We start from the raw sequence: 17,975 nt of genomic DNA on the forward strand, positions 1-17,975 counted from the left end.
TTTTTTAATTTATAAAATTCTTTAATTCAGAAATATCAGTCTATTGATTTCCCAGTTTTTTGTAGATAAGGAATGAGTATGGAACCCGATTTTTCTCGTCCGCTCCGTGGTCTTCTCTTTTTACCTCCTGCCACTCATTTTCGTTGATCTGGGGAAGATAGGTGTCAGCCTCGAAAGCAGCATGGATTCTGGTTAGATAAATGGTATCTGCAATCGGCAAGGCCTGCCTGAAAATGTCGGCGCCGCCGATAATAAAGACCTTGTCATTTCCTTCGCTGGCGAGAGCAATAGCAGCATTTAGTGTGTTCGACACTTCTGCGTCTGAATACCTGAGGTCTCCTTGTCTTGACACTACAATGTTCCGCCGGTTTGGAAGAGCTTTCCCTATACTCTCGTAAGTCTTGCGACCCATGATAACAGGATGCCCCGTTGTTACTGACTTAAAGTATTTTAAATCGGCGGGTAAATGCCATGGCAGGCGGTTGTCTTTTCCTATTCCTCTTTCGCTGTCTATGGCAACGATGATACAGATTTCAGCCATCTTTAAACTGCTACCGGTGCTTTGATATGTGGATGCGGGTCATAGTTTTCAAGCTCAAAGTCTTCGTACTTAAACTCGAAAAGATCCTTCACATCCGGGTTTAAGTTCATAACCGGCAAAGAACGAGGTTCCCTGCTCAGCTGTAGTTTGGTCTGCTCCAGGTGATTATTGTAAAGATGTGCGTCTCCGAGCGTGTGGATAAAGTCTCCTGCCTGTAGCCCGCAGACCTGGGCGATCATCATCGTGAGTAGTGCATACGAGGCAATGTTAAAGGGAACGCCTAAAAAGATGTCCGCGCTCCGCTGATAAAGCTGGCAGCTGAGCTTCCCTTCTGCAACATAAAACTGGAACAGGCAATGACAGGGAGGCAGCGCCATCGTCTCAATTTCAGCCACATTCCAGGCGGAAACAATAAGTCGCCGGGAGTCGGGATTCTTTTTAATCTGCTCTACAAGTTGAGTTATCTGATCAATGTGACCTCCGTCAGGGGTGGGCCACGATCGCCATTGATGCCCGTAGACAGGGCCTAGTTCGCCATCCTTATCTGCCCACTCGTCCCAGATGCTTACCCCGTTAGCTTTGAGATAAGCAATATTTGTGTCTCCCCTGAGAAACCAGATGAGTTCATGGATAATTGAGCGGAGGTGTAACTTCTTTGTTGTTACCAGTGGAAAGCCGTCCTGCAAATTGAATCTCATCTGATAGCCAAAGACGCTTATCGTGCCGGTTCCCGTGCGGTCGTGTTTTTGTGTGCCATTATCCAGCACATGTTTCATCAGATCGAGATACTGTTTCATTCCTTTTCTTTATGCTTTCCCTTATCTCTGCAAAGAAAAAATAAATAAATGTATTTTTACCATCCCGCTGCTGTGAAAAAGCGATAATATTGAAAAAGATGGTGACGTACCCCAACGCAAAAATAAATATCGGACTTAATATCGTAGGCAGAAGGGCCGATGGCTATCATAACCTTGAAACGGTTTTCTATCCGGTTAAAGTGAAGGATGCACTTGAGGTGATAGAAAGTAGCGCTCTCGATTTTTCATTTAGCGGGATTCCCATTCCCGGCCATGCCAACGAGAATCTGTGCCTGAGAGCTTACGGCAGATTGAAAGCGGACTTTGGTCTTCCTCCCCTGAAGATCCACCTTCATAAAGGTATTCCAATTGGAGCAGGAATGGGCGGGGGCTCATCTGATGCTGCTTTTTTTATTAAACTTCTGAACGAGAAGTTTCAGCTCTCTCTGGCCAATGAGCAGATGGAGGACTATGCGCGCGAGCTTGGGGCCGACTGTGCTTTCTTCATCAGGAATGAGCCTGTACTTGCTTTTGAAAAAGGCGACCGGTTTGAGCCAGTGTCGCTGGATCTAAGCCATTACTTTATTGTGCTGGTCATGCCTCCCGTGCACGTCTCCACTGGGGAAGCGTACCGCGGAGTACGCCCTGCAACGCCCCCGGCCCCATTGAGGGAGTTGATTAAGCAGCCCATTGAAACCTGGAAGTATCACATGAAAAATGATTTTGAAGAATCGGTCTTTAAAAATCATTCCTCAATACGTGGCGTTAAAGCTGCTTTATACGAGGCTGGTGCTCTCTACAGTTCAATGAGTGGAAGCGGGGCGTCTGTTTACGCGATATTTAAAGAGGAAGTGCGGTTGCCAGAGCTGGAGAACGGGAACCAGGTGTTCTATGGCGTTTAAGGCACCATCGTATTCTGCTTCCAAATTCACGGATTATCCGTAATATTATGCTCAATCACATATTTAGTAATAAAAGCAGATTTAAATTTTAATTAATTATGGCAAAAGTTACAGAACAGGACGTCATTGTCTTTCTAAAGGAGCGAGTTGTAAAACTGCAGGCTGAATTGCAGAAAACCCAGGCCGCTCTGGATGCGTTCAGCGGAACTGAGCAGCCGGCAGCACCGTCACCTGTCGCTGAAGAAGAAGTGGTTATGCCAAAGGCTGCCCGAAGAGGTCGTCGCCCGGCTTCCCGCAAGGAGGTGCAAAAATCGCTGGAAGCACCGGCAGAGTTTCTGGCGAGCGACAAGCTCGAGAATAAAATCGCCTATGTATTATCCGATCGAGGTCCTTCCTTTAATTCTGACATTATTGATCGGCTGAAAGAACTGGAACCTGAAAAGGACGCGGAGAAACTCGGAAGATCCATCATGGCTAAGCTGGGTGCTCTTCAAAGGGCCGGAAGGATAAAGGGAAACAGAGAAGGAAGAAGGGTGAGATACGCGCTGTAAAAAAGCGTGCTTCTTTCCGCAGAAGGGATGTAATGCAACGCGGTTGCTTAGCAATTTTAGGGTTTCCTCCCGCTATTCTGCTTTGAATTTTTGATAGCTTCTTCTTTGTTTTTAATAGATAAGAAACATTGAAATCGTCTTTCATTACTGCCTTTCCGGCTTGCTTCATCGGTTGTTTTCCATCGTGCGATAAACTTTTCGTCCCCAGGTTAGTCATAGGAGTATAAATCTGGTAAAGAAATGAAAAGAATATTAACACACACTCTTTTAGTTCTTTTCCTGCTGGCTTTCAGTATGAACAACGGCGGTTCTGCAAGCGCTCAAGGACCAGTCAGGGGTACGCGTGGTTTGTCGTCAGGACCGGGGATCCGTCCCTACCGTGGTGTGCCAGTGTACTATCGCCCGCCTGTTTACAGGTTTAGGTCGTTCGCATCCGTATACCGGCCTTTTTACCACTACGCTCCGTGGCTTGGCTTTCGGTTCCGCGCGTTGCCCTGGGGCTACGTGACTGTCCATTATGGCCCTAATATCTTTTATTACTATGACGGGCTCTTTTACAGGAACTTCCGAGATTACTATGAAGTGGTTCCTCCTCCTGTAGGGGCAGAAGTCCCTGCGCTGCCCGCAGGAGCAAAAGAAGTTCATATTAACGGGCAGGTGTACTATGAGAAGAATGGCGTCTATTATCGCCGCGTGGGAAGTGAAGATGATAAGGAAAGCTATGTTGTCGCCGGAAAAGATGGAGATTTCAGCACTGACACAACGGATGTGAAGGAAGGAGATATTATCGAAAGACTCCCGGAGGATAGCAGAAAAGTGGTCATTAACGGTCTGGATTACTACCTCGCTCCTAACGGCTTCTATTACCAGGAAACGGTGGACGGAGATAAGAAAACGTATCGGGTAGTTGGATCAACCGGCAAAAAATAAAAGATGCGATCATTACTGGGAAGGGGCCGTGGCCCCTTTTTTTGTAAAAGTGTATTTGTTTCCTAAAGGCCACAAGAATATTCAAACAAATTTATCCCGCTTGAGAGCCGAGCTCATGAATGTTCTACTTCTTTTTTTGTCACGAAGCACATTTAAGCAACTTTTACCCCTTTTGTGCATCTGATGAGTGTTTTTCTTTTCATAATTCATTTTAGTTCCCGCCTGTAAGCACTGCTCCTGCGCCTTTTTCTTTCTTCTTCTGCCTTGAAAGACGGGAGGAACCTTTAATCCGCATTTATTCGCTTCACCGTTTATGCAAGTTTTATTTTTGCATAGGGGGACCGCAGTGCTCAGTTGTATTCATAGTAAAGAGCACATTGGCAAAGCATATATTTACAGCAGAACTTCAATCCTTCAGAGTGGAAATAAGCAGTAATACCATTATCGAATTACTAAAGGAAGGGAACGAAAGCGCCTTTGAACAGGTCTTTAAGGAGTACTTTAAAAGGCTTCACGCTTATGCCTACACCTTTTTGAAAGATGAGGAACAGGCAGAGGAGATCGTGCAGAACGTATTTTGCAGGATATGGGAAAAGAAAGACCTGTTAAATACCGACGGCTCTCTCAAGTCTTACCTGTACAGGGCGGTGCACAACGAAAGTCTGAACTATCTTAAACACCACAAAGTGAGAGCTGAGTATGAGCAGTATTATACAAATAGAATGGCCATGGAGTACGAACATCCCTCAAAGCACGCAGAGGTTAGCGAGTTAGAGAAGCAGATTGAAAAAGCCCTCACTGAACTGCCCCCTCAATGTCGCCTGGTTTTTCAGCTGAGCAGGTTCGAGCACCTGAAGTATCAGGAGATAGCCGATCAGCTGAACATTTCAATTAAAACTGTGGAGAACCAGATGGGGAAAGCATTACGGCTGATGCGGGTGAAGCTGGTAGACTTTCTGCCTCTTCTATTACTTTTATTTCTATACAATTAATGACGTTGACAGGTGAAAGATAAAGGATTTGATATGATTGACGATTTACTGGTAAAGTACCTTGCCGGGGAGACAAATTCTTCGGAGGATCGGTCGATTGCGGAGTGGAGAAAAAAGTCGGAGGGTAATGAACAATACTTTCAGCAGTTTAAAAAAATATGGGAGGACTCAGAAACGGCTGCTCTTCATACAAGCAGGGACGAGAACGCGGCCTGGGAAAGGTTTAAGGAAAACGTGATCAACAGAACTGAGGATAAACAGACGGTAAAGCTGAGACGACTCCCCTTATGGTTCCGTGCCGCGGCCATCATTACCGTTCTGGCTGCTGGCGGTATCATAGCAGCTTATATTTACCGGAATGTAGTGGAAGTGACAATGACCAACGTTCAGGCTGGAGTAAAGCCGCTCAGTGATACGCTGCCTGACGGCTCAATTGTCACCCTGAACCGTAATAGCAAACTGATCTATCCTTCAAGATTTACAGGAGGCAGCAGAATCGTCAGGATGGAGGGTGAGGGGTTCTTTGAGGTCACGCCCGACAAAAGCAAACCGTTTAAAATTAATGTCAATAATGTAACAGTTACAGTGGTCGGAACGTCTTTTAATATCAGAAGCAGGCAGGGAAAGACAGAGGTCATCGTTAAAACGGGCATCGTGCGGGTAGCCAAGAACAACGATCTGGTGGAGCTAAAGGCCGGAGAGAAGGTGACGGCCGAAAGTGAGGGCAGACTTGTCAAGGAACAGAATAAGAGTACGCTCTATAATGCTTACCAGACCAATACGTTCGTTTGTCGCAACACCGCGCTGCTCGAATTGATCGGCGCACTGAACAATACTTATGGAGCGGATATAAGGATAGCAGACAAAAGCCTGGAAAATTTGAAGATTAATAACACATTTAGTAACGATTCATTGGAGAGTATACTGACCGTGATAAGTGAGACATTCTCGATCAACGTGGAGAGGAGCGGACAAAAGATCATCCTTAGTAAATAACAATGTTAGTCAACAGCTCTACGGCGCATTTTAAGATACTTCTTCTCTGGATTTTATCTCTGTTCTTTTGTCTGCCTGCTTTTTCGCAGACGCTTTTAAATAAAAGGGTTTCTGTACAGGTACACGACATGCGTCTGGAATCGGTACTTGAAAAAATTGGACAGAAGCTCAACTTCAGTTTTTCATACAACAGTAACATTGTTCCACGCGATAGTCTGGTCACAGCCGCTTTTTCCAATCAGCCCATCCGCGACATTCTCGATCAGCTCCTTGGAAACCGATATGAATACAAGGAAATTCCCGGCTATATTGTTCTTCGCTACGCTCCGCACAGACTTAGCCTTGTGACTGATAAAGTGCAAAATAATGGTCGTGTGTATCATGTGAGTGGCTACGTGACGGATGAGCACTCGGGTGAGCGCGTTCCTCTTGCGAGCGTATACGAAAGAAAGTTACTCCGTTCTGCTCTTACCTCCCGGGATGGCTCCTTCGACCTGAAGATCAAGACGAGATCGCCGACCATCGTCCTCACCGCCAGCAAGGATTTGTACCGTGATACCACCATCATTGTCTTGTCTTCCGTAAAAGTCAACCCTGATAACCTGGTCGATGAATACTATTATTCCTCGGATAGCGGAGAGTCGGTTGCACAGAGGACCGTCCTCGGGAGACTTTTCGTTTCGTATAAGCAGAAAATTCAGGAGTTGAATGTGCCGGGCTTTATCGCGCAAAGTCCGGTTCAAGTCTCCATTACGCCTGGCCTAAGCTCGCATGGTTTGCTGAGCGGACAGGTAATGAATAAGGTGTCTCTTAATGTCTTTGGTGGTTATACAGCCGGGGTTGAAGGTGTGGAAGCGGGAGGATTCTTTAATATCAATAAGAAGTCAGTCAAGGCGGCACAGGCGGCAGGTTTTTTTAATTTAGTAGGACAATCTGTCTCGGGGGTACAGGCGGCGGGACTCTTCAACGGGGTACTTGGTCGGGTCGATGGCGTACAGGCAAGCGGCCTTGCCAATATTGTGGGATCTGACGTGGTTGGAGTACAGGCCGCAGGACTGGCCAATATGGTGAAGGGGGCTGTGATAGGCGTGCAGGCAGGGGGACTCTTTAATGCAGTGAAGAGCGACGTTAGCGGAATCCAGGCGGCAGGATTGATTAACGTGTCAAACGGGGATACCAGGGGAGTGCAGGTGGCTGGCCTCTTTAATACTTCAACCCGCGCAATGGAGGGTGCACAGATTGCCGGCCTCCTAAATATAGCAGTCAAAAAGATGCAGGGGGCTCAGGTTGGCCTCCTGAATGTTGCCAGGGAAAGCCATGGCTTTCAGCTCGGACTTGTCAATCTGGCCGATACCGCTTCCGGCGTCATGCTCGGTTTGCTCAATTTTGCCAGGAAGAACGGCGTTCACTCCGTTGGACTCGTCATGAATGAGGTCACTGCCCGCAGCGTGATCATTCGAACGGGAACTCCCGCACTTTACTCTATTCTGCAGGGAGGCCCTGACCATTTTGGCTTTGGTCTGGGAAAACGCTGGCGCCTCTCCAATAGTCTTTACCTCGATCCTGAGCTCGCCAGCCTTTACTTTTACCGCGGCAGCTGGGACTATAACAATACTATGTTGCGTTTTAACCTCAATCTTTCGGTCAAGCTCAATCGCGTCCTGACCGTTTTTGCAGGACCAGCATTCAACGTCCTTTATTCTAACCAGACGGAGAAGATTGACCACTACGAACTGCTAACGGATAAAGTCAGGCACTTCTCCATTGGAAAGAGCAGAAAAGTATTTGGCTGGGCCGGATACAGTGCCGGGATTACTATTTTTTAATATATCTTTAGGGCGGTTTTTTTAAAAAAATTGTAACGCTTCTCGGGTAATGAAATCGAAATAGCAATTTTCGTGTAGGGGAGATAGGGGTGGGACCTGATTCTATTGTAATAGATCAAAACAATTCCAACAAATTATGAAATTTTTCCATCTGTTCTATTTAACGCTGCTGTTATGCGCGGTTCAGACGACCGTGTACTCACAAAGAAAAGTAACAGTCAGCGGGTATTTAAAGGATGCGGTGAGCGGTGAAAGCCTTGCAGGTGCCCTTGTCTCATCCGAAGGGACCAGTATTAAAGCGTCAGGTAATAGTTATGGATTTTATTCGCTGTCACTCCAGCCGGGGAAACATACCGTTGCTTATTCATACATCGGGTATCAGCGGCAGCAGATATCATTCACACTCAGTAGGGACACCACCATTAATATCAATCTTGTTCCGGCTTCAAACGTCATGAACGAGGTGGTTGTAAGCGCATCTACGAGAAAAGATAACGTAACCAGGCCGATCAACGTCACCCCCTTAGTATGGTTGCAGTAAAGCAGCTTCCTCCCTTCCTTGGAGAGGCCGATCTGATCCGTTCTTTCCAGCTGTTGCCTGGAGTGAACACGGTAGGAGACGGTGCCTCCGGTTTTAACGTTCGGGGAGGAGGGGTAGATCAGAACCTGGTCTTGCTTGACGAGGCTCCGTTGTATTTTACTTCCCACCTGTTTAATCTGTTCTCCGTTGCGAACCCGGACGCGGTGAAAGACGCTGCGCTATATAAGACCGAGATGCCTGCCAGGTTCGGAGGGCGTCTGTCAGCGGTTCTTGATACACGCATGAAAGACGGCAACAATAAGGAGTGGAACTTTGCGGGCGGCCTAGGCCTCATTGCCAGTCGCTTTACAGCAGAGGGGCCTATAAAAAAGGATAAGAGCTCAATGATTATCAGCGGTCGCAGGTCTTACACGGATATCCTTACCAAGCAATCGTCTGATCCTGACATCAAAGACAACTCCATCTATTTTTATGATCTGAGTGCCAAGTTCAACTTCTACCTTTCGGAGAAGGACAGGCTCTTCGTATCCGGATACTTCGGGAAAGACAAAATAGAGGCAGCTAAGCGCTTTTTGCTGCAGTGGGGGAACGGTACGGGCACTGTTCGCTGGAATCACGTGTTCAATCCGCGCTTGTTTTCCAATACCAGCGTGCTGTATTCTGATTACAGGTACCGTTTGGCTAATACCCAGGAAGGCGCCACTAGCTTCCGCTGGGATGCTTCTATTCGCGATTACAGCTTTAAGAACGTTTATACCTGGTATCCTAACTCGAGAAACACGGTCTACTTTGGAGTGGAGGCGGGCCTTCATGATTTTAGTCCTGGCAAGGCCATTCCTACTGGCGAAGGGTCTATCTTCAACACGGTGACCATGCCCGGACAGCGTGCTGCCGAATACAATGCCTACTGGGACCACGAAATTACTGCCTCTGACGTACTGTCTGTCGAGTATGGCCTCCGGTACAGCGCCTTTCAGAGTTTAGCAAAGGGCGGGACGGTAGTCAATGACTATGTAGGCGTTACAGGCTTGCGGAAAGAGCCGGTCAATCCACGTATATACAAAGACTGGTCAACCATCAAATGGTATCACAATCTGCAGCCCCGACTGGCATTAAAGATCCAGACAGGTGAAGACGCATCCATTAAAGCTTCCTATAGCCGTACCGTTCAGAATCTTCACCTCGTCTCTAATACCCTGTCTTCAAGTCCGCTCGATCTCTGGACACCCAGCTCATATAACGTGAAGCCGGAAAAGGCCGATCAGGTATCGTTAGGATACTTCAGAAATTTTTCTGAGAACAAGTTCGAGGCGTCGACTGAAGTCTACTACCGGAAACTGTATGATCAGGTCGACTTTATTGACGGAGCAGAAACGCTCCTGAATGAGGATCTGCCGGGAGATATGCTTTTTGGTCAGGGAAGAGCGTATGGGGCCGAGTTTTATGTCAAAAAGAACACGGGGCGACTGAACGGATGGGTTAGTTATACACTTGCAAAAACCGAAAGAAAAATTGAAGGGATCAATAACAATGAGTTTTATCCGGCTAAGTATGATAAGACGCATACCCTTGCAGTGGTCGGAGTCTACCAGTTAAAGCCGAGGATACTGCTGTCTGCTACCTTCAATTATGCGTCTGGTATTCCTACGACACTTCCTGACAGCCGGTACAGTTATGATGGAATTCCGGTTCAGTATAACTCAGGTAATTACAGGAATAGTTACCGTATTCCCTCCTATCAAAGACTGGATGTTTCCGCTACTTTCAGGAAGAAGCAGGAACCTGGCAGAAAGTACACCAGTGAGTGGGTGGTATCGTTGTTTAACGCACTCAACAGAAGGAACGCTTTTTCCGTCTACCTTCGCCAGAATGAAGACCGGCCCGCAGAACTGGAGTCGGTCCGGTTCTCCATGTTTGGTTCAATTATCCCATCTGTAACCTGGAACTTTAAATTTTAACACCATGAAATCTTTTAAAATCTTATATATATTCCTTTTTCTCGGAATCCTTCTGTCTGCTTGCGAGGACCCTATTGAGATGGATGTGAACGGTGGTAAACCTGCGCTTGTAGTAGAGGGCTGGCTGACCAACGTAAAGCACAAGCACTATGTGAACCTTTCAACAACTAAACCTCTGAAGTCGACGGGTAGTTTCGATCCGGTAACTGGCGCCATTATTACCCTGAGTGACGGTACCGGAAAAACGGAAGTCTTGAAGGAAGTGTCGCCCGGAAAATATGAGATAGCAACAACGGTGGGTAAGGAGGGTAAAACCTATACCCTCAAGATCCAAAGTTCGGTCGGAAACTACGAGGCGGTCGCACCGATGCCGCGATTGTCCATGCCGATCGACTCTATCGCGTTTCGTTATCAGGAAAAATCGCTCGTTTATGAAGATCCTGGCTATTACCCTCATTTCTGGGGTAAAGAAACGCCCGGAGAAGGTGACTATATGCAGATCAAGCTTTACAAGAACGGGAAGTACCTGAATCGCGCCCAGGATATCAACCTGTTTTCCGATGAGTTCGTGGACGGCAACAAAATAACAGATGCGGAATTGACGGTTGATTCGCCCTTTGTAAAAGGCGATAAGGCGAGGGCTGAAGTTTGGTCACTTACGGAGGGCTCGTACAACTTCTGGACAGACATACTTACACAGCTACTAAACGGAAGTGTTTTTGCTTCTCCTCTGACAAACGTCAGAACGAACGTGAAGAAGACGACCACAAACTCGATGGACGTCACCGGATACTTTGGGGCTTCCATGATCAGCGACGTTGAAAGAAAAGTTGAATAATTCTTTATTCTCAAATAGGGGGAGGGATCGCCCGGTTGTAATAATTACAAAACAAGGATTACAACTATGGCATCGATGAACAAGACAATTAAAAAGGCAGCGTCTCACTTGAAGACGATCTGCCTTTTATTTTTAGTAATGGGCAGTAAAGCTGTCGCGCAGGAACAGCAGTCTAATCTTCATGTTGGCTTTTGTTACCCGCTAAGTACAAATGGGAGCAGGGCAGGCGAATATGTGAACCAGGTTTCATTTCACGTTCTCGCGGGTGTTTCCAGGGCAGAGAAGGCTTTTGGCTTTGCAGGCATCTCGAATGTCGTAAGAGATCGGGCGTCTGGGTTTCAGTTTGCAGGTATTTCAAATACAGTAAAGAATCAGATGGACGGATTTCAGTTTGCTGGTATCGTGAACCGGGTGGCGCAGGCAAAGGGTTTCCAGTTTGCTGGTATTCACAATGACGTGGACAGCTTTCAAGGCTTTCAGTTTGCAGGATTCAGCAATGTAGTGACGGAGAGCATGAGCAATTTTCAGTTCGCCGGTTTTGGCAACTACGTAGGAAGCCGGATGGATGGAGCGCAGATCTCAGGATTCATTAACAAGGCAAAAGATGTAGACGGCTTTCAGTTTGCGGGGTTTATTAACATCGCAAAAAAGGTAAGGGGCTTGCAGTTTGCCGGATTTATTAACATAGCCGACAGCAGTGACCATTCGCTCGCCATCATTAACATTGTGAAAAAGGGGGAGATGGGAGTGTCCGCTTCCATAGATGAAGCGCAAACGTCTTTGCTTACCTTTCGCTCAGGAGGGCGAGTATTGTACGGGCTTATTGGGGCAGGCTATAACTGGAAGCTGAAGGATAATTACCTTGCGTTTGAGGCCGGCTTTGGTGCTCATATACCGTTCTCCAATTCCTTTCGCATTAATGCCGAACTAGCCCAGCAGTATATTGAGGACTGGAAAGATGGCGAATACTTCAAAAGTACGTTCCGTTTGCTGCCGGCTGTGCGGCTTGGCAGAAGTGTAGAGCTGTTCGGAGGCCCGTCTATGAACTTTTCGCAGACTGACATGCCTGAGGCCATGGGGCTGGTAAAGAATGATCTCTGGCACGAAGACACCCGGAAGGGACGGCGAAATCAGCTTTTTCTGGGGTATCAGGCGGGAATTCAGCTAAAAATAAAATAACTCACGCGCTTGTAACAACTGTTGCATCTCTACAGTCTTTTAAGGCATGAAAAAGATTTACTTGTTACTTAGCCTTTCACTCCTCAGCCTTGACGGTTTTTCGCAGGAGGTACAATACAAAGTGGTTACAATTATTGAGTCAATTGTGCCGGGAGGTCTTGGGCGCTCAAGAATCGTCGAAACAAAAACTGACGTAAATGCTGCTGAGTTTACAACCGAGCGGGTAGATGGTAAAGATAGCAAGCAGAGCGACGTAAAAAGAGGAGATGTAAAAGTGGACTCATTTGCGGAAACAAAGATCCTCAACTTTTTCAGCATCGCCGGGATCAACTTTCAGAACATTGCCTCCAACGATGCAGTCATCACCTCCAAAATGAATGAGCTTGCAAAGCAGGGCTGGAAACTCGCTTTTGTGACCAGCGGTGTGGAGAGTGATGGCGGAAAAGACGACGGCAACGGCATCTTTATTACCCGGCTGATCTTTTCAAAATAGGCAAGTGCGCATTCATACAGGCTGGAAGCTCGTTTCACTCTTCCGGCCTGTATTTTATTCCATCTGATGTTTATGGACTGCGGAGTCTGCCTTGTTCGAGATCGTAAACTGTCTGACCTCTCCTCTCTCCCAGGCGTTGGCTCCGCTAATGATCGGTCTGGTGGGAATATCGGCACGGTTCTTCCGTTTTTCCACCGTCGAGATCTTAAACCTCTTATCCCTCTCGTCCTGAAGGTGCTGGTGAAGCTGCCCGTCTTTTGTAAAGCCCATCATAATCATGGGGGAGCCTATCGGCAGCGTTCTTTCCTGGTCGGTATGCCAGGTGTGGATGGTCTTTCCATAGGTCGACGCAATCTTTTCCATTAACTCATGTTCTGCTTTTTCCGGAATGCCAGGCGCAATTAATGTTCCTGATTTAACCTCATACACGTGACTGTGCCAAAGCTTTTTTCTGCCTCAGGTAAGGTCTTGAAAAGTTTCTCGGTGATGATGTATTCCACGCCCATAATCTTTGCATTTTCTCCGTTTCCATCAAAAATGATAGCCTGGTAAACATCGTTGTTGATCTGGTTTACGTAATGATGAGCCTCCATCTGCGCCTTGATGTTGCCGTTATAGAAATGAAAGCCATCGAGATAGGTGTTGAACTTCTTAAGGGGCGTCTTGTCCTGCAGCATGTCGGCGCCTGTTTCAAGGGCCAGATCTTTCGTGCTTTTATCGCTCCCCGGCGACCGTACGTTAGACGAGGTATTCTTTCCTCCGCAGGCTGCCAGGAGAAGAAGGGTTAGGAGGTTAAAGATGATTTTTTTCATAGTTAGTTGATTATTGATTAAACCTTGCGCGAGCTTGAATGTTTACATACCCTGAAATAATTATAGTTCTGACTATGAAACCGAACTTCTTATACTCTGCACTGATGCTTTTCGGCTCTGCAGCTCTTGTGAGCAGCTGTTCGCAGGGGAAAGTGACAGAAGGGCAGCAGCGGACTGCGGTCGCTGATTCCGGAAATGCGGAAGCCTCTAAGGGCCGAGAAGCCCGCCTTAGCTCCCGGACTGACAGCGTATGGCTGCTCGTTCCGGCGAGGTCAGCAGGGCAGACTAAACTGAACGCAAAAACTGAAGAGCTGGTAAAGCGACTGGGAAAGCCTGATGGTGGTGACGCTGCAATGGGGAAGACTGTGTCGGTCTGGTTTAACGATCACGACAGCTTATCCAATTCTTTGTCTGTTTACAGCGTCCGCTCTTCGCCGCCTGACGAAAGCTACAAGATCAGGCAGATCAGGGTGACATCGCCCGCTTTTAAGACACCCGAGGGACTTCATACCGGTTCTCCTATTGGCGAAATTCGGCGTGCTTATCCACTTACAAAAACTGAGTCATACAAGGATAAAGGCAAACGATATGCTTTATACGACTCTGAGCAGGGAATAGCATTTGAAGTAGGTCCCGATTCCTCTTGTGTTGCTATTATTATTCATGAGAAAGGTCTGGATCGCCAGACTACTTATCTGAAGTTCCGGACAACGGGCTGAGCGCGGCTAGTCCGCGCGATGCATTATACAGATTAGATGTTCTATAACCTTCCGGCCCTGATCTTCGTATAAATACTCAATAGGCGCGGTGAGCGTTTAGGAGAATATAGAACGTCAAACTATGAAAAAGAATTTTTTTTATTATTGCTGGCAGTTTCGCTTTGGGCGTGCAAGAAAGAAAAGGACACGCTGGAGCCGGCAACAGAGCAACAGTATAACGATGTCTCATACGGCAGTGATAGCAGGCAAAAGTTTGATGCCTTTCTGCCTGCCGGAAGGGATGAGAATACGCCGCTTGTGGTTCTGGTTCATGGTGGTACCTGGATAAGTGGTGACAAAGCCGACATGCAGTTCATTCAGAACACATTGAAGCAACAGGGTATCGCCAGTGTAAACATGAATTACCGCTACGCCTCGGCCTCCAATCACTACGAGGGGCTTATGCAGGATGTCGGTGCTGTGTTTGCCGCGATAACGAATACTGCTGATAAATGGAGAGTGCGCAAAAATGGCTATATTTTGCTGGGTGTAAGTGCGGGAGCTCATATGGCGCTTCTTTACAGTTATGCCTATCAATCGCAGGGGCAGGTAAAGGGGGTAGTATCGTTGGCAGGGCCGTCAGTATTCTCGAGTGAGTTTCTCACCGCCGCTTCTAATCCTGCTCTTTCTTCAGGCATCGTGGCCATGGTTGGAGCAGACATTCACTCAGGCGAATTAAGTCCGCGCTTTGCCGAGGCAAGTCCTCTGAACCGGATGTCAAGCGTTCCCACTCTTCAGGTTCATGGAACTGCAGACGTGGTTGTTCCTTTCCTGCAGGCCCAGCTTCTTGCGAACGCACTGAACGGGAAAGGCGTTGCAAACAAGCTCATTGCTGTAGAGGGCGGAGGTCACGATCTTTCGCTCGCCGGTGTTACAAATGTTGGTAACATATTAAGCGAAATATCGTCTTTTATTACCGCACGATCTAAGTAGTTGGCATAATTAGTGTGCATATATAATCAGTAACAAAAAAAATTATACATCAGAGAAAATTGGAGCTATTGGGGAAGCAAATTATGGAAAGAATATTAACAGATAAAGAGGCAGAGACGGCAGTGGAGCGGTTAACAGAAAAGGATAAAATCAGGGTGGCTTGTGATAAGGTCCGCTTTGGAGAGTTTTATATAGCAACCGACCGCGAAGGGTATGTCAGGGTCGATCCAATTAATATTATAGAAAGAGGCGGAAAGCCGGTTAGCATCCGTCCTATCGACAGTACCATTATTTAAGGAACCACGCAGAGTATATGATCGAATCGCAGTTCCTGAAGTTTTAGTACAGTAGTACGCATTTTTATTTAAGAGACGTTTGCTGCAACTCTCTGCATATTATATTGGTGGGCTTTGCAGCATTCTTATTCCAGGGAGACCAAAGAGGAATCGTCCTTCTCTTTTGAGACTCCCCTAAGCAACGGAGATTTTGCAGCACTTCCATCGCCTTCGTTTATCTTTTTAAGGATAGAGGGGTACCGTGCTCTGAATTTTTCCGTTAGACCAGACATGCCAGTGTCTTTGGCCATGCTTTCAGCCTCCCGCAGATCCCTGCGCGCCAGTTGGTAATTGCCAGTAAGTGCCTTAAGTACACCGAGCCGATGCAGGGAGGCAATAGTGGCAGCTGTATCTTTTATTGATCTGGACTGCGTATTGGCCTGCAGGTAGAACCATTTTGCCTGCGAGTATTTCTTTTGGTTCATGTACATGTTTGCCAGGAAGTTGAAGCTGGCCACCCTCCCCTTGAAATTGTCTGCAGAGCTGTAAAAGGGCAGGGCTTTATAGATAATATAAAATTCGGCGAGTCTCGTTTTGTTCTCCCTTAGCTTAATATCGGCTATCTTATAATAGATTGCGCCAAGACTGTCCCGCTTACAGACTTTTTCATACTCTTTTTTTGCCACGTCGGCATAGTTGAACGCTTCTTTATATTTTTTCGACTTCAGATATACGTCGGCAATTTTGGAGGCAGTGTTACCGGCAAGCACCGCTTCACCCGCTTTCGTTTGTACTGTATAAAGGTCACTGTACTTTTTTAATGAAGTTGGCACGTCGCCTGAGCGATAGTATGCCATTGCCAGTGCATAGGTCGCAGTTGTTAGGCCGTTAAGGTTTTTGTGTTTCTGATTTAAGGCGATCGCCCTCTCCAGCTGCTTGAAAGCCTCGGGCTTTTTAAGCTCTGACAGTAACAGTCCCATTTTTGTCCTCACTTCAGCCTCCCAGAGATCATCTGCTAAAGGGGCCGATATAATTGCTTTTCGGTACAATTCTATTGCTTCGATGTTTTTTTTACTGCCGGAGGCCAAGGTTAAATACCGGTTCGATTGTGTTGCCAGCGAGTCGTAATTTACCGCCGAAGTCTTTACGCTGTCTGCGGGCTTTCCTGCCAGAACTGAATTAAAAAGGAATGTAATGAGTGACAGGCCGAGTAGAAATTTCATAAGGGCTATTTAAATCGATGACATTTTTATAAATCACTATGCAAAGCACGTACCAGACACAGCAATGCAATGAAATGGCTTGAAGGGGAAAAAGTATTCATAAACTACGGTCTCAAGCAGGGATAAGAGTCGCTTAAATGTTCTTCTTTGTCTTTAGAGGAGAAATGGACTTTCGAGGAAAACCGAACGGCTTATTTTTTCTTTTTATAAAAAAACGCCACATCATTGTTCCCAATAAGAGATAACATACCGAGCAAGAGTTTTCCATTCGTTAACTGGATTATTATCGCCGTTAATCTGATGGTTTTTCTGTTCGAGCTGTCAATTCCTGATGATCTTCTGGAATCCTTCTTCTATATTTTCGGACTGGTGCCCGCACGATTTTCGCATCAGGACTGGGCTGATATCTATGGCCTTCGGGCCGACAATTACTGGCCGTTCTTTACCAATATGTTCCTTCACGGGGGCTGGTCTCATTTCATCGGCAATATGTGGACGCTTTTCATTTTCGGCGACAATGTAGAAGACCGGATGGGACACAGGAACTATTTGTTCTTTTATCTTCTGTGCGGACTGGTCGCCTCTCTTACCCATTATTTTGTATATCCCCATTCAACAGTTCCGGCCCTCGGTGCATCCGGAGCAATATCGGGCGTAATGGCTGCCTACATGGTCTTGTTTCCACGTGCGAGGATCCTGATGCTTTTTCCGATTCTCATCATTCCTTTCTTTTTCGAGATCTCGGCCTTCATTTACCTGGCCTTCTGGTTTTTCATGCAGCTCTTCAACGGGACCTTCAGCCTGCTCTCTGCCAGCGAGGGAACAGGTATCGCTTTTTGGGCTCATATCGGCGGCTTCGCTGCCGGCATCTTCTTCTATCAATACTTCGGCAAGCGGAAGGTGGCCCGTGAACGATCGCTATTCTGGTAATGCGGACTAAAAGCCACCGGCAAGCCACTTGAAGAACAGCCAGAGCAAATAGCAGAAAACTCCCAAGAAGACGATCAGTACAAGGACGATGATCATAATAATGCCCTTTCCGCTTCCCTGATATTTGCCTTCTGTGTAGTGCTTCCTCAGTAAATTAATATTCCTTGTGTTGGCTTTAAAACTAAAATCGAAGATCCATCCAATAAGGGGGATGGCTCCAATCGCAGCGTCAAGCAGAATGTTCAGCACCATCAGGATCACCACTTTCCGGCTCACACCATGCCGGGCCATGCTTAGCACCAGCGTGGCGGATATTAGAAATCCGGACAGGTCGCCCAACAGCGGCACGAAATTGATGATGGGATCGAGCCCGAACCTGAACGAGGTGCCAGGCAGTCTGAACTGGTTGTCCATAAGGTTGGAAACCCGTTCCACCCATTTCAGGCGAGGGTCGAGCACAGGCAGTGAACGGTGTTTTTCATAACTCATACTTCTAAAAC

General features: G+C 47.0%; 19 protein-coding genes and 1 pseudogene. 15 read left to right on the plus strand and 5 right to left on the minus strand.

What is annotated here, in order from left to right:
* Positions 1-40 precede the first annotated feature (40 nt).
* Both ACES2C_RS11840 and ACES2C_RS11845 read right to left on the minus strand, forming a co-directional pair.
* The gene (locus tag ACES2C_RS11840) at positions 41-541 is read right to left on the minus strand and encodes a dihydrofolate reductase (RefSeq protein WP_374163317.1); all 501 of its coding nucleotides are present in this window, start codon (positions 539-541) and stop codon (positions 41-43) included.
* A gap of 2 nt (positions 542-543) precedes the next feature.
* Positions 544-1,338, minus strand: coding sequence for a thymidylate synthase (locus ACES2C_RS11845; RefSeq protein WP_374163318.1), 795 nt, complete (start codon positions 1,336-1,338; stop codon positions 544-546).
* Positions 1,339-1,436: 98 nt separating this feature from the next.
* Between ACES2C_RS11845 and ispE the strand changes: the two genes are divergently transcribed.
* From ispE to ACES2C_RS11900, 11 genes are all read left to right on the plus strand, one after another.
* Positions 1,437-2,240 carry a 4-(cytidine 5'-diphospho)-2-C-methyl-D-erythritol kinase gene (gene ispE / locus ACES2C_RS11850; RefSeq protein ID WP_374163319.1) on the plus strand — a complete coding sequence of 268 codons (804 nt, stop codon included), beginning with the start codon at positions 1,437-1,439 and terminating at the stop codon, positions 2,238-2,240.
* Between the two features lie 98 nt (positions 2,241-2,338).
* Positions 2,339-2,791, plus strand: coding sequence for a hypothetical protein (locus ACES2C_RS11855; RefSeq protein WP_374163320.1), 453 nt, complete (start codon positions 2,339-2,341; stop codon positions 2,789-2,791).
* 240 nt (positions 2,792-3,031) lie between these two features.
* Positions 3,032-3,721 (plus strand): DUF6515 family protein, encoded by a 690-nt coding sequence (locus ACES2C_RS11860; protein ID WP_374163321.1) that lies wholly within the window; start codon positions 3,032-3,034, stop codon positions 3,719-3,721.
* A gap of 377 nt (positions 3,722-4,098) precedes the next feature.
* Positions 4,099-4,713, plus strand: a complete 615-nt coding sequence (locus tag ACES2C_RS11865) for an RNA polymerase sigma-70 factor (RefSeq protein WP_374163322.1) — start codon at positions 4,099-4,101, stop codon at positions 4,711-4,713.
* A 33-nt stretch (positions 4,714-4,746) separates the two neighbouring features.
* A complete protein-coding gene (locus ACES2C_RS11870; RefSeq protein WP_374163323.1) occupies positions 4,747-5,709 on the plus strand; it encodes a FecR family protein in 963 nt (320 codons plus the stop codon).
* A gap of 128 nt (positions 5,710-5,837) precedes the next feature.
* Positions 5,838-7,535, plus strand: coding sequence for a hypothetical protein (locus ACES2C_RS11875; protein ID WP_374163324.1), 1,698 nt, complete (start codon positions 5,838-5,840; stop codon positions 7,533-7,535).
* Positions 7,536-7,671: 136 nt separating this feature from the next.
* On the plus strand, positions 7,672-8,076 hold the full coding sequence (locus ACES2C_RS11880) for a carboxypeptidase-like regulatory domain-containing protein (protein WP_374163325.1): 405 nt from the start codon (positions 7,672-7,674) through the stop codon (positions 8,074-8,076).
* Positions 8,064-10,034, plus strand: coding sequence for a TonB-dependent receptor plug domain-containing protein (locus ACES2C_RS11885; protein WP_374163326.1), 1,971 nt, complete (start codon positions 8,064-8,066; stop codon positions 10,032-10,034). The genes ACES2C_RS11880 and ACES2C_RS11885 overlap by 13 nt, the downstream gene beginning before the upstream one ends.
* Before the next feature lie 4 nt (positions 10,035-10,038).
* The gene (locus ACES2C_RS11890) at positions 10,039-10,872 is read left to right on the plus strand and encodes a DUF4249 domain-containing protein (RefSeq protein ID WP_374163327.1); all 834 of its coding nucleotides are present in this window, start codon (positions 10,039-10,041) and stop codon (positions 10,870-10,872) included.
* A gap of 75 nt (positions 10,873-10,947) precedes the next feature.
* Positions 10,948-12,051 carry a hypothetical protein gene (locus tag ACES2C_RS11895; protein WP_374163328.1) on the plus strand — a complete coding sequence of 368 codons (1,104 nt, stop codon included), beginning with the start codon at positions 10,948-10,950 and terminating at the stop codon, positions 12,049-12,051.
* Between the two features lie 46 nt (positions 12,052-12,097).
* The gene (locus ACES2C_RS11900; protein WP_374163329.1) at positions 12,098-12,544 is read left to right on the plus strand and encodes a hypothetical protein; all 447 of its coding nucleotides are present in this window, start codon (positions 12,098-12,100) and stop codon (positions 12,542-12,544) included.
* 54 nt (positions 12,545-12,598) lie between these two features.
* Here ACES2C_RS11900 and ACES2C_RS11905 read toward each other — a convergent pair.
* A pseudogene (locus ACES2C_RS11905) lies at positions 12,599-13,356 on the minus strand (OBAP family protein).
* 74 nt (positions 13,357-13,430) lie between these two features.
* Between ACES2C_RS11905 and ACES2C_RS11910 the strand changes: the two are divergent.
* The 3 genes from ACES2C_RS11910 (at position 13,431) to ACES2C_RS11920 (ending at position 15,343) form a co-directional block, all read left to right on the plus strand.
* Positions 13,431-14,075 carry a hypothetical protein gene (locus ACES2C_RS11910; protein WP_374163330.1) on the plus strand — a complete coding sequence of 215 codons (645 nt, stop codon included), beginning with the start codon at positions 13,431-13,433 and terminating at the stop codon, positions 14,073-14,075.
* Between the two features lie 144 nt (positions 14,076-14,219).
* Positions 14,220-15,047, plus strand: a complete 828-nt coding sequence (locus ACES2C_RS11915; protein ID WP_374163331.1) for an alpha/beta hydrolase fold domain-containing protein — start codon at positions 14,220-14,222, stop codon at positions 15,045-15,047.
* An 83-nt stretch (positions 15,048-15,130) separates the two neighbouring features.
* Positions 15,131-15,343 carry a hypothetical protein gene (locus ACES2C_RS11920; RefSeq protein ID WP_374163332.1) on the plus strand — a complete coding sequence of 71 codons (213 nt, stop codon included), beginning with the start codon at positions 15,131-15,133 and terminating at the stop codon, positions 15,341-15,343.
* A gap of 125 nt (positions 15,344-15,468) precedes the next feature.
* On the opposite strand, the gene ACES2C_RS11925 is transcribed toward ACES2C_RS11920, so the two are convergent.
* Positions 15,469-16,545 carry a tetratricopeptide repeat protein gene (locus tag ACES2C_RS11925; protein ID WP_374163333.1) on the minus strand — a complete coding sequence of 359 codons (1,077 nt, stop codon included), beginning with the start codon at positions 16,543-16,545 and terminating at the stop codon, positions 15,469-15,471.
* Between the two features lie 225 nt (positions 16,546-16,770).
* Here ACES2C_RS11925 and ACES2C_RS11930 point away from each other — a divergent pair, with 225 nt between their 5' ends.
* The gene (locus tag ACES2C_RS11930) at positions 16,771-17,475 is read left to right on the plus strand and encodes a rhomboid family intramembrane serine protease (protein ID WP_374163334.1); all 705 of its coding nucleotides are present in this window, start codon (positions 16,771-16,773) and stop codon (positions 17,473-17,475) included.
* A gap of 6 nt (positions 17,476-17,481) precedes the next feature.
* On the opposite strand, the gene ACES2C_RS11935 is transcribed toward ACES2C_RS11930, so the two are convergent.
* Positions 17,482-17,964: a DUF4112 domain-containing protein gene (locus ACES2C_RS11935; RefSeq protein ID WP_374163335.1), complete on the minus strand. Its 483-nt coding sequence runs from the start codon at positions 17,962-17,964 to the stop codon at positions 17,482-17,484.
* Positions 17,965-17,975: the final 11 nt, after the last annotated feature.

It is taken from the genome of Arcticibacter sp. MXS-1 (assembly GCF_041902385.1).
Classification (GTDB): Bacteria; Bacteroidota; Bacteroidia; order Sphingobacteriales; family Sphingobacteriaceae; genus Arcticibacter.

Coding starts and splice junctions, on each gene's coding strand:
- ACES2C_RS11910 (WP_374163330.1), top strand. CDS start 13,431: ATGAAACCGAACTTCTTATACTCTGCACTGATGCTTTTCGGCTCTGCA.
- ACES2C_RS11925 (WP_374163333.1), bottom strand. CDS start 16,545: ATGAAATTTCTACTCGGCCTGTCACTCATTACATTCCTTTTTAATTCA.
- ACES2C_RS11890 (WP_374163327.1), top strand. CDS start 10,039: ATGAAATCTTTTAAAATCTTATATATATTCCTTTTTCTCGGAATCCTT.
- ACES2C_RS11880 (WP_374163325.1), top strand. CDS start 7,672: ATGAAATTTTTCCATCTGTTCTATTTAACGCTGCTGTTATGCGCGGTT.
- ACES2C_RS11870 (WP_374163323.1), top strand. CDS start 4,747: ATGATTGACGATTTACTGGTAAAGTACCTTGCCGGGGAGACAAATTCT.
- ACES2C_RS11860 (WP_374163321.1), top strand. CDS start 3,032: ATGAAAAGAATATTAACACACACTCTTTTAGTTCTTTTCCTGCTGGCT.
- ACES2C_RS11920 (WP_374163332.1), top strand. CDS start 15,131: ATGGAAAGAATATTAACAGATAAAGAGGCAGAGACGGCAGTGGAGCGG.
- ACES2C_RS11885 (WP_374163326.1), top strand. CDS start 8,064: ATGGTTGCAGTAAAGCAGCTTCCTCCCTTCCTTGGAGAGGCCGATCTG.
- ACES2C_RS11840 (WP_374163317.1), bottom strand. CDS start 541: ATGGCTGAAATCTGTATCATCGTTGCCATAGACAGCGAAAGAGGAATA.
- ispE (WP_374163319.1), top strand. CDS start 1,437: ATGGTGACGTACCCCAACGCAAAAATAAATATCGGACTTAATATCGTA.
- ACES2C_RS11935 (WP_374163335.1), bottom strand. CDS start 17,964: ATGAGTTATGAAAAACACCGTTCACTGCCTGTGCTCGACCCTCGCCTG.
- ACES2C_RS11845 (WP_374163318.1), bottom strand. CDS start 1,338: ATGAAACAGTATCTCGATCTGATGAAACATGTGCTGGATAATGGCACA.
- ACES2C_RS11855 (WP_374163320.1), top strand. CDS start 2,339: ATGGCAAAAGTTACAGAACAGGACGTCATTGTCTTTCTAAAGGAGCGA.
- ACES2C_RS11895 (WP_374163328.1), top strand. CDS start 10,948: ATGAACAAGACAATTAAAAAGGCAGCGTCTCACTTGAAGACGATCTGC.
- ACES2C_RS11875 (WP_374163324.1), top strand. CDS start 5,838: ATGCGTCTGGAATCGGTACTTGAAAAAATTGGACAGAAGCTCAACTTC.
- ACES2C_RS11900 (WP_374163329.1), top strand. CDS start 12,098: ATGAAAAAGATTTACTTGTTACTTAGCCTTTCACTCCTCAGCCTTGAC.